Source organism: Rhodohalobacter sp. 614A (genome assembly GCF_021462415.1).
Taxonomy (GTDB): Bacteria; Bacteroidota; Rhodothermia; order Balneolales; family Balneolaceae; genus Rhodohalobacter.
Genome location: NZ_JAKEDS010000001.1, coordinates 752,923 through 765,090, shown reverse-complemented (window position 1 = coordinate 765,090; position 12,168 = coordinate 752,923). Strand labels below are relative to the sequence as shown.

The window sequence follows — 12,168 nt, the reverse complement described above, 5'->3', positions numbered from 1 at the left end:
TCGGAAGAACTCGGGGGATGTGCCCCCATTTCCCCTCCCCGACGTTGGGGAAAGATCTGGGGAGATTAGCTTTTATCATATTGATCATTTTATGCGTATATCAGTGTCTAAATTTATCGGCTATCTTTTGCTGGCGATTATTATAAGCCCATGTGTATCTGTCGCACAATCTGTGGTGAATGAAAATAGCCTGAACATTCTTACCCGGAATGATGGCAGTGTTTACATCATTCACAATTACACTCTTCCATTTTCTCACGGATATCATCTTTACCGTAAAGTTGATGAAGCAGATTGGGAGCGATTAACAACGGAGCCCTTTTTTCCCGCTCAAAACGGATTTCAGCTTGAACAGGCAATGGGTCCTGAATTTGAGTTGATTCAGGATGAATTAGACAGAGAGAGTCCGCAGCGGATTTTCCTGATGCTGAGAGCTCAAACAGAAACCAATGCGATCATTAATGCCGCAGTGCCTGAACTTGCAATAGCTCTGGGCCGGGCCTACCTGGACGAAAATATTTCGTCTGGGTCTCAAGTATCCTACCGGTTTGAAATTGTAAACGACCTGGAACGACCCACCGGCGAAACGATAGAAGGCTCTGCTCCCCTTGTTTCTGAAAGTCCGGCTCCTCCATCAAATATTTTAGGTACGAATGAAGGGCGCAGAGTTACCATCGACTGGCAATACCCGACACAGGAAGACGCCCCGGAAACCCGGAATGTGATTCGTTTCAAAACATTTTATAGGGATACAGAGAGCAACGTAACGGTAGATGCAACGGATGCGATTTTCGTCCGAACCCGTGATGACACCGAGCATCGAAAATATATTACCGTTCCCCGCCTCAACAGGGAGTACGAATTTTGGGTGGAAGCTGTGGATATTTCCGGGCAGTCAATTGCGAGTGAAAGTGTGGTGTTGCGCATTGAAGACAATGTGCCTCCGCCGATTATCACCGATGTGGACGCAAGCGCAACGGAAGATTATCAAAGCGAGATTGTCTGGCCGGTAAGTACGGATCTCGAATTGGCCGGATATCACGTCTATATGTCCAGGGCGGATGAAGAAGAATACACCCGGCTGACCGAAGAAATCCTTTCCCCTCTTCAAACAGCCTTTGTTCATGAGTCGGCAGAACCGGGCGTTCAGTATCGGTATGCGGTAACGGCAATAGATCAAAATGGAAACGAGGGAGAGCTGTCTAACCCAGCGCATGTGTATATCTGGGATTATCGGATTCCTGAACCGGTTACAAACGTTGCAGCCGTTTTTGATACTGATTTAAGTGCCCTCCAACTTGAATGGAGTCCGGGCGAAGAGTACAGGGCGCTTCAAACCTATCAGATTCTCCGGCGGCAGATCAACCCAAAAAGTGGAGACCTGTATGAACAGTTAAATGATGAAGCTCATCTTGAAAATTCATTAACAGATTTTGGATACGGCATTGATGGGTTCAGGGAGGGAGTGTCCTATGAATATGGGGTTGTGGCTGTCAGTAAAAATGGAAACCGAAGTGATACGAGCTGGGTAGAGATACAGATTCCGGATCTTACCCCGCCGGAACCTCCAACAACTCTGCAGGCTCAAATACGAAGCGGCGAGCGAGTTCAGGTAGCGTGGAATGCGTCTTCTTCCGGGGATGTGATTTCGTACAATGTTTATCGCCGGGATATGAATGCAGACTCCTTACGATTGCTCAGTGAAAATGGAAAGGGTGATCGCTACCTGCTGGATCGGATGGTTGAATTAGACGGAGAGTATATCTATTCCGTGACGGCTGTCGATTCTTTGGGAAATGAGTCGGAAGCTGTGTCATCAGAAATTTTAAATGTGCATAAAATCCATCCGCCGGTTCCATCAAAAAATGTACAGGCGTTGTTTACCGATGGGCAGGTTTTGCTCCAATGGCAGGTCATCGATCCCTCTCAGGTTGCAGGATTTCATATTTACCGGTCTGATATTGCGACAGGGATGTATGAGCTTATTGGTCAGGCGTCACAGGATACCACTCGGTTTTCACATAATGGAAGCACAGCCGGCCAGTGGTTCAAGGTATTTCCGGTGGATGGGATTGGAAGAGAAGCAAGAACGGCAAGGCCTGTTCAGGCTGTGACAAATTAGGAGAGAATGTCTGTTAAACACATCATATTGGTTTTATTTTTTGGGCTGATTTTTTTCGGTAAAATCGAAGCTCAAACTCTCCAGCATTCCATTCAGCAGGGCATGACGTTTTATGAATTGAAAGAGTATGAAAATGCCATTCAATCATTTGAACAGTCACTGCTATTCCAGAATCCGCCGCGGGATGTGTATACCTATCTTACAAGTTCCTATCTATTAATACAGCAGCCGGAAAAAGCGGTTGAAATTGCTTCTGAAGGACTCGAAGAGTACCCCGATTTTCTACGTTTGAAAGTGATGAAAGGAGAAGCCCTTATTCATATCGATGTAGATGAAGCGATTGTTCTTTTTCAAGAAGTTGATCAAACGATTGATGAATCACAGCATTCAGAGATTGATGGAATTACAAGTGACATCATACAAAAGTATTTGGGTCAGCTTTATCAACGGGCAGCGGCTCTTGCTTTTCAAAACGAAGAACTGGAAGTGTCATCTGACTATTATTACAAAGCAAGAGAGATCCATTCCGACAGCCTGTCCATTCATAATAATCTGGCGTATATCCTGATTCAGCAGGAGAAATGGGACGATGCAGAAGAAGCCGTTAACGTTGGGATAGAGCAGTTTCCGGAGGCTGAGAATCTTCTTTTGATGAAAGCTCAGATTGCAGAAAGAAATGAGGATTCGGAGCAGATGGTTAATAGTTTGGAATCTCTTTACAGGTCAGAGCCAGTAAATATGGATCGGGCAATTCTGTATGGCAAAGCGCTACTGAAAAATAATGAGGCTGAAAAGGCAAACCTCTTTTTCCAACAGATGATCAATGATCACCCGAAAGAGCGCTCGTTATACAGGGCTTTGGTCGATATCAATCGTCAGCGGTTTAATCAAGCCGGATTGCTGCAGGTTTTGGAGATGGAAAAAGAGCAATTTCCAAATGATCGTGACTTATTGGAAGAGTATGGAACCGAATTAATCACAGCTCAAAAATATGAGATGGCCAGTACCTACTTTGATTCATTGGCTGTTGAGTATGATGAGGTTGCATACGCCGGTCTTTCTGCAAGAGCATGGTTATATGATCGGGAGTATGAAGCGGCAGAAGAGATCTATAGAAAACAGTTGGACAGATGGCCGGATGACTCAACACTGCTGGCCGATTTTGGAAGAGTCTTGAATGAAAATGGCAAGCATGAAAAAGCAAAAGAAATTTTCCGGAAGTTTTTGGAGGAGAATGAAAACAGCCAAATCAGAATCGAGTATGCCCGGTTGTTAGATAAAGATGTTGAAAAAGAAGAGGTGCTCGAGCCTCTGAAAGATACGATCTATCAAGGCTGGGCCGAATGGATTTTGTTGAAGGATCAACAGAAAGGCAGTTCTGCAGGAAAATCTGCCTATACTAATACACTGAACGGAATGATTGAATTGTATGAAAGCAGGCAAGAAGTAACGCAGGAAGAGGTGCAATTCGGGTTGAACCAGTTGCGGGCAAAGAATCCCCCAATCTTTCAAAATGCTACAGAATTGAAAGAGATCAGCAGTGAATTACAGGATATGTTTGTAATGATATCAGACAGACTTTCTTTTGAGGACGCATTGGAGGTTCTGCACACAGGTCTGGAAGAATTTGAAGAGAGTACACTTCTGTATCACCAGGAAGGATTGCTGTTCTATGAGCATGAAAAGTACACAGAAGCTTTGAAAAGTTTTGAAAGTGCAGCACGAACCGGAAATGCTGACGAGGAAACGCATCTTTATCTTGGACACGTCTATTCTAAATCGGACCGATTTAATGACGCCGTTCTTTCATACGAACGCGTTCTCACGCTTGATGATCAAAATGAGGATGCATATCGGTCACTTGTTCGCATTCATCAAAAAAACGGAAAGCTTGATGAACTTTGCGGAAGATGGCTGCAAAGGTACAATCATCAAAAACAAAATCCGGTACTGAGAGAATTTCTGATTGATGCCCTTCACCGCGCCAACCAGTTTGAGGAAGTAAGGGCGTTGTTGGATTGAAAATCTCTTTTTAAAAAGGGAAAGTGTGACCTGACAGCGTGCGAAGCTCCTGTCAGCGTCAGTCGACAAAACGGTACTTGGAAAGAATCAACGCTGGCAGATCCGGTAGGTGCTGTCAGGTTGTTTGTTTTCACAAAAAATTGTCAGATTTATTGCTTTCCACTACATTTTGCATAATCGTAATCATCAAGAAATCAATATTCTGAAGATGCCATGGAAGCATTGAAAGAGGGATGCTACTATCATATTTACAACAGAGGCGCCGGAAGAAATAAATTATTTTTTGACAAAAGTGATTATCGGATTTTCCTGAAAAAGTACGAGTATTATTTAAGTCCAGCTATCGAAACGTTTGCCTGGTGCCTGATATAAAACCACTTTCATTGCCTCATTAGAGTGAAAAAAATTGACGAACAGGTAAGTTTTTTCAAGAGTAATAAACACAAATTTGAAAGCGGGGTTTATCATGGAAAAATATGTCCTGAAAAGAAACCATTTAACGCATCAAAACAGATAAGTCATTTGATGAATAGCTATACCAGATATATAAATAAAAAGAAAATCGATCCGGTACTTTAATTGAGGGCCCGTTTAAAAGAATAAGAATTATCGATGAATCTAATTTTTTGAACCTGATTTGTTATATACATCGAAATCCAATTCATCATAATATTGTAAAAAACTACTCTAACTATCCCTATTCGTCTTTTCATAATATTATGTCAAAGCGGGAATCATTTACTGAAGTTGATGAGGTAATAACAAGGTTTGGAGGATTGGAAAATTTCAAACAAGCTCATGAAGAATTCAGGTTAAAGAATATTCCCGAAAGAGTCTCTTTTGGAGAATAAATAGCAATAATTAAGCGACCTGACAGCGTGCGAAGCTCCTGTCAGCGTCAGGATCAACGCAAAAAGATCAACGCTGACAGATCCAGTAGGTGCTGTCAGGTTTAATATCTCACCAAAATTTCACACCTCACCATGTCGTGATTCCCCTCTTTCCTTCGCAATACTAACAGAGTGATTTATCTAATCTCTGCAAGAGGCAGTAATGAACCGACAGACATGAAGCAATTTCGAGTATTCATATTAATAGTGGTTGCGGTTATTCTTTCCGCATCGGGTGTACAGGCGCAGTCGTCTATTACTCCGGGAGATCCGGGTAATTTCATCACAATCTGGAATACTGAAAATTCCGGATTCACAGCGAATGATGAGATCACGATTCCCCATGCAAACGGCGAGTCGTACAACTTCACAGTTTATTGGGAGGACACTACAAATTCAAGCGTGAATGGCACCGAAACATTTACATCTCCATTTTTTACCATTCAGTTTCCGGACCCGGGAATTTATCGGGTGGAGATTAGCGGAGAGTTCCCCAGAATATTTTTTGCAGGAACAGGAGACCGCCGGAAAATTCTATCTGTAGAACAGTGGGGAGACATCGAGTGGACCAGTATGGAGAACGCTTTTCGAGGTGCCCAGTACCTCGAGATCAATGCAACGGATGCGCCGGATTTGAGCAATGTCACTTCAATGGCAAGAATGTTCGAGAGCGCACGGGCTATAAATTCTGATTTGAATAACTGGAATGTATCCAATGTTGAAGATATGAGCAGTTTGTTCAACGGGGCAATATCATTTAACGGAGACATCAGTGACTGGACCGTGTATGCTGTGTCAAACATGAGTGAAATGTTTAGCAACGCCGATGCATTTAATCAGGATATCGGCGGTTGGGATGTATCTGGGGTAACGGGAAACGGAATGATTGAGATGTTCCAGAATGCAAGTTCTTTTAACCAGGATATCAGTGAGTGGGATGTTTCGGGTGTGGAGAGTATGAGTCGAATGTTTAACGGAGCCAGCGTATTTAACCAGGATATTGGATACGATTCTGGAACGGGCGAAGGATGGGACGTCTCAAATGTCTGGAACATGGGCGGGATGTTTCAAAATGCGGATAAATTTAATGGAGACATCAGTGGCTGGAAAGTGTCATCCGTAACAGATATGGGGGGAATGTTTAATTCGGTTGATGATTTTAACCAGGATCTCAATGACTGGGATGTTTCTGAAGTGACGACTATGGCAAGTATGTTTCAAAATACACAATCATTCAACGGAAATATTACCGGCTGGATACCTGAAAAAGTTGAAAATATGAACAGCATGTTCAGCGGCGCGACTGCATTTAACCAGGATATCAGCGGCTGGGATACAGGTAACGTTTCATCAATGTACAGGATGTTTTATGAGGCGTCTTCATTTGATCAGAATCTTGGGAGCTGGAATGTAGAGAGTGTGGAAAGTCCCAACACGATGACTTATATGTTTGATAACACGGCTCTCTCACGTCCCAATTACGACGGTATTTTGACAGGCTGGGCCACTCAGGATGTGAATTCCGGCATTACTCTCGGAGCGGATGGCGTGGAATATTGTGCAGAATCAGCCCGGACTACCCTCATCGATAAAGGCTGGACAATTAATGGAGATGCTCTTGCTGCCAGTTGCCCGGTTATTACGGATCCATTCACAACCGTTTGGAATACCTCCAATCCGGGAGATTCAAACAGCAACCAAATTCGAATTCCTTTATTTGGAAACGGATATGATTTTACGATTGATTGGGGCGATGGCTTGGATGAATCTTATACACTGAATCCGGGAACAAATACCTCACATTTTATTGAGCACACCTACAGCACAGCCGGTACTTATACTGTAGAAATCAGGGGTGATTTTCCTCGGATCTATTTCAACAATTCCGGCGACAAAGAGAAGATTCTGTCGGTTGAAGCATGGGGAGAAATTATGTGGGATGAGATGGAATTCGCTTTTTATGGTGCATCCAATCTCGAAATCAATGCGCCGGATTCGCCTGATCTTACCAATGTCGTTTCGCTTTATTCCATGTTCCAGGATGCATCATCCATCAACAGTAGTTTCAATCAATGGGATGTATCGGGTGTTGAGAACATGGCGAACATGTTTTGGGGGGCATCCAGTTTCAACCAAATTCTTGACGATTGGGAAACCGGAAATGTAGAGAAGATGGAATCGATGTTTCGGGGCGCTTCAAATTTTAACCGGGATATTGGGATGTGGGATATTTCAAATGTGATTCTGATGGAATTTATGCTGGATAACAGCGGGATTTCTGTTGAGAATTATGACAACATTCTCTCAGGATGGGCGGGCCAAACCGTACAGGGCAATGTAGAACTTGGTGCCGATGGACTGCAGTATTGTTACAGCGAAGCCGATCGGCAGATACTGATTGACGCACCCAATTCCTGGACGATTAACGGGGATTCTATCGCCACGGGTTGCAGCATTTCTGGTATGGATCCCTTCATTACTATTTGGGATACGGATGATACAAGCATCGAAATCCCAACTTCGGGGTCGGGCTACAATTATGCCGTCTACTGGGAAAAGGAGGATGATAGCAATGTGAATGGCACTCTGCTCGAAAATACCGGTGATGTTACCATTTCCGTACCTGAATCGGGAATCTACCGTGTTGAAATTTACGAAGACTTTCCCCGGATCCATTTTGCCAATTTTGATTATCCGGATTCAGAAAAAGAGGAACTTATGTCTATTGAACAATGGGGTGATATTGAATGGAGTTCAATGGTGTTTGCTTTTTACGGGGCTGTGAATCTTGAGATTAACGCAACGGATGCGCCGGACCTCACCAATGTAACTTCGCTTGAAGGGATGTTTGGAGAGGCTGTGAAGCTGAATAGTGACCTGAATCACTGGGATGTTTCCAATATTGAAACAATGCGGCGAATGTTCCAGGGGAAACTTGATGAGACAAGTGCTTTTAATGGGGATATCAGCAATTGGGATGTGGATAATGTGACCAACATGCAACAGATGTTTCAACATGCCACGTCATTTAATCAGGATATCGGTGGCTGGAATGTTAGCGGTGTAGAGAACATGAGGCAAATGTTTGCCCGGGCTGAAAGTTTTAATCAGTATATCGGGTATAATTCAGGTTCAGGCGAGGGTTGGGATATGAGCAGTGTAACGGACCTCTCAGGCATGTTTATGAATGCTACCTCATTTAACCAGGATATTGGCGATTGGGATGTAAGCAATGTGACAAATATGGGAGAGTTCGATGGCGTGAGTGGTGGAACGTTCGAGAATGCCACGAGCTTTAACCAGGATTTAAGCGGCTGGGACATCACCGGAGTAACCGGAAGTTTTGGCAATGATATGATCAATTTATTTGATAATTCCGGCCTTTCCAGGGAAAATTATGATCTGTTGCTTGAAGCATGGTCCGTATTGGTTGAAGGAAATGGCGGGCCTGAGAATCTGACTCTTGGAGCCGCCGGCCTTACCTACTGCGCAGAAGCCGCAAGAAATAACCTGATCAATAATCACGGCTGGTCAATTGACGGTGATGCTCTTGCGGGTGATTGCGTTTCTCCTCAGGTTGTGAGTGCTTCGAATTCGGAAGTTACCGCCACAACTCCTCATACAGCCGATGGAGTGGATGAATCGACTATAACTATTGTATTACGTGATGAGGAAGACGACCCGATTACTGGATTTACCGATGGAAATTTTTCGGTTGAACTGACCGGAAGTGCTTCAGCTTCTGCGGTTACAGAGTCGGGCACAGCCGGTACATACACTTTTACCGTAACAGATACAGCAGAAGAAATCGTCACGGTCACAGTTACCGCCGATGGCACAGAACTGGATGATGAACCGATAATCGATTTTGAAGCTCTGCCTCAGGTTGTGGATGCATCCGATTCAGAAGTAACCGCTACGAGCCCGCATACGGCTGACGGATCTGATCAATCAACTGTAACGATTGTCTTGCGAGATGAAGAAGATGATCCCATAAGCGGATATTCGTCTGGAGATTTTTCGATTGATTTAAGCGGAAGCGCTACAGCTGCTGAGATTACAGAAACCGGAACACCGGGCACATACAGCTTTACAGTAACCAATACTGTGGAAGAGGTTGTCACAATATCCATTACAGCGAATGGCACAGAACTCGATGACAAACCGGCCATCAATTTTAATTCCGCTCCACAAATTGTGGACGCTGAAAATTCGGTCGTCACCGTAACTTCACCTCATTCTGCAGACGGAGTTGACGAATCCACCGTAACCGTTGTATTGCGAGATGAGGATGATGACCCTGTCATTGGCTACTCTTCACCTGACTTCCTGGTTGAAATAACCGGCAGTGCGGATGCATCCACCATCAGCGAAACCAGTACCGCAGGAACCTATTCCTTTACCGTTACAAACTCCGTTGAAGAAATGGTAGAAGTTAGTATCACAGCGAATGGTATTGAACTGAATGATAAGCCAACTATTAATTTTGAAACGCCGGTTCAGGTGGTGTCCGCTTCAAACTCAGAAGTCACAGCCACAACTCCGCATATTGCCGATGGGATTGATATATCAACCGTAACAATTGTGCTGAAAGACGAGGCGGACGACCCTATATCAGGATATTCGCTGCCGGATTTTTTGATTGATTTGAGTGGCAGCGCCGTAGCTTCAGAAATCGCTGAAACAGATACACCCGGCACATACAGTTTTACAGTAACGGATACATCTGATGAGCTCGTGACGGTTGAAATTACAGCTGGCGGAGTAGAACTGACCGACAAGCCAGAGATAGATTTTCAGACCCCTGTTCAGATTGTGGATGGAGAAAAATCGAGTATGACTGCTTCTTCGCCGCATATTGCAAACAGCGCGGATGCCTCCACCATCAGGATCAATCTTGTAGATATTGAAGGAGAGCCCGTTGCCGGATTGACAAATGCAGATTTCCAGATCTCCCTGAAAGGAGATGCAACGCCAAGCGAAGTCACTGAATCTGAAAAACCAGGTATCTATTTCTTCAATCTGACAAGTTCGGAACCTGGAACGGTTGTTCTGGGTGTAACTGCAAAAGGAATTACCCTTTCTGATCAGGAATCCGTTGTATTTGAAGTGCCGGAAGTGGTTGCCGATCCGTCACTTTCTGACGTTTCTTTCACCTCTCCACATCTCGCCGATGGAGTGGATGCGTCTACGGTTACCATCATACTTCGGGATGCAGAGAAAGAACTCATCAGCGGTTTTACATCCAATGATTTCAAAATTGAAATAAAGGGAACGGCTGAGATCTCGGATGTTTCAGAAACGAAAAAACCCGGCGTGTATACATTTTTCGTTGTCAGTAATACGGCAGGTATAGTCGGTTTGAGTATCTCGGCACAAGGTGTTTTGCTGGATGACCAGGTGAAAATTTTGTTTGAAGCACCGGGGCAGTTTGTCGATGCGTTCAATTCTGAAGTGACCGCAACGACTCCACACCTTGCCGATGGAGAAGATGCATCTGTCATTTTCATTATTCTCAGGGATACGGAAAACCAAATGATTATCGGTTTAGACCTTAGTGAGTTCAGCATCAAGATTTCAGGGAATGGGATTGTCTCTCCATTGAAAGAAACAGAACCTGGATTGTACCAAGGAGAGGTGACAAATAATACAGCGGAAACTGTATCCGTGGTTGTAACGGTTTCGGGTGTTACGCTGCAAGATCAGCCAAAGATTACCTTTGAAAAAGCACCGGATCCAATTCCTGACCCCCCCGTTATTACCGGATTAGATGGTGACGAAAACAGTGTACAACTTGCATGGCAATCCGGCGGCGGCGATTATATTACAGGGTTTTTGATTTACAGAGGAGCTGCATCTGCAAGTTTGAATCAGATTGCGCAGGTTGCGGGAGGAACATTTCAATACACCGACACGAACCCGGGAGGGACGACAAGTTTTTACGCTGTATCTGCTGTCAATTCAGAAGGCATTGAGGGAGATTTATCGGATGTAGTGAGTTTCTACAACAGCGCGATTGTTGCTGATAATTCTCAATGGAAGCTGGTGAGTAACCCCATAGGCACTGCGATTCCAAATCACGAGAATGCCACCTTATTTTCATTCAATAACCACTACCAGCAGTCATCAGAATTGGAGCCGACTCGCGGGTACTGGATCAAATCGAAAACATTTGATGCCGAAGTTTTACCGATCACTGGTTCGGGTTTAACAAGTTCCACTATTCAACTTCAGGAAGGTTGGAATTTAATTGGCAGTCTTTCTGCTCCCGTTTCTGTGAATAACATTATTGATGAATCAGAGATCCTCACTTCAACGCCTGTATTTGGTTTTTCAGGAAGTGGTTATGAACAGGCAGAGATTCTGAATCCTAATGAAGGTTACTGGATCTATGCAGAAAGTGACGGAGTCATAGAATTAGAAATGATTCCATCAAGTAACGCTTTTCAAGAGAAAGTAGTGGTAGCTCAACATCAGAAGACGGATCGTTCGCCAAATAAATGGATTGAGTTTTCGAGACTCCATCAAAAAAGAAAATTGTGGATTGAAGAGGAGTCTGTAAATCACGAGAAGGAAATGCAGTATATGCTTCCGCCAATTGCGCCGGGCGGTGCTTTGGATATTCGAACCAGCAGGAATTTAAATCTTGTGAACAATGACAATGAGTTGATAGCTATACAATCAGATGAATACCCGATAAGTGTCAGTATTTATGGTTTGGAGCCGGCACCGGAGTTCACATGGAGATTCATTCTGTTTGATGATGGTGTTGAAAGGTCAGTGGACCTGCTTCCCGGAAAATCAATTCAGATTGAGAAGAAATACGACCGGGTTGAGCTGGCAAAAATCAGTATGGATGAAGTGATCACAGATCATAAACTGCTGCCCAATTATCCGAACCCTTTCAATCCTTCCACAACCATTCAATACCAGTTACATGAGCAGGTTCATGTGAATATTGAAGTGTTTGATGTAGCCGGAAGGAGAGTGCAGATATTGGCAAACGAATTGCAGGCTTCCGGTAATTACAGGGTTCAATTTGATGCCCGGCAATTTTCGTCCGGCATGTATTTTGTACGATTTATAGCCGGAGATGTACCCCAGATTCAAAAAATTACACTCATCAAATAAGCT

General features: G+C 44.0%; 4 protein-coding genes. All 4 read left to right on the top strand.

Annotated features, from left to right (window positions below):
• The first annotated feature begins 103 nt into the window (after positions 1-103).
• The 4 genes from L0B18_RS02970 to L0B18_RS02955 all read left to right on the top strand — a co-directional run bounded on the left by L0B18_RS02970 (position 104) and on the right by L0B18_RS02955 (position 12,165).
• On the top strand, positions 104-2,122 hold the full coding sequence (locus L0B18_RS02970; RefSeq protein WP_234567710.1) for a fibronectin type III domain-containing protein: 2,019 nt from the start codon (positions 104-106) through the stop codon (positions 2,120-2,122).
• 6 nt (positions 2,123-2,128) lie between these two features.
• Positions 2,129-4,144 (top strand): hypothetical protein, encoded by a 2,016-nt coding sequence (locus tag L0B18_RS02965; protein WP_234567708.1) that lies wholly within the window; start codon positions 2,129-2,131, stop codon positions 4,142-4,144.
• Between the two features lie 213 nt (positions 4,145-4,357).
• The gene (locus L0B18_RS02960; RefSeq protein WP_234567706.1) at positions 4,358-4,516 is read left to right on the top strand and encodes a hypothetical protein; all 159 of its coding nucleotides are present in this window, start codon (positions 4,358-4,360) and stop codon (positions 4,514-4,516) included.
• A gap of 695 nt (positions 4,517-5,211) precedes the next feature.
• Positions 5,212-12,165: a BspA family leucine-rich repeat surface protein gene (locus tag L0B18_RS02955; protein ID WP_234567705.1), complete on the top strand. Its 6,954-nt coding sequence runs from the start codon at positions 5,212-5,214 to the stop codon at positions 12,163-12,165.
• Positions 12,166-12,168: the final 3 nt, after the last annotated feature.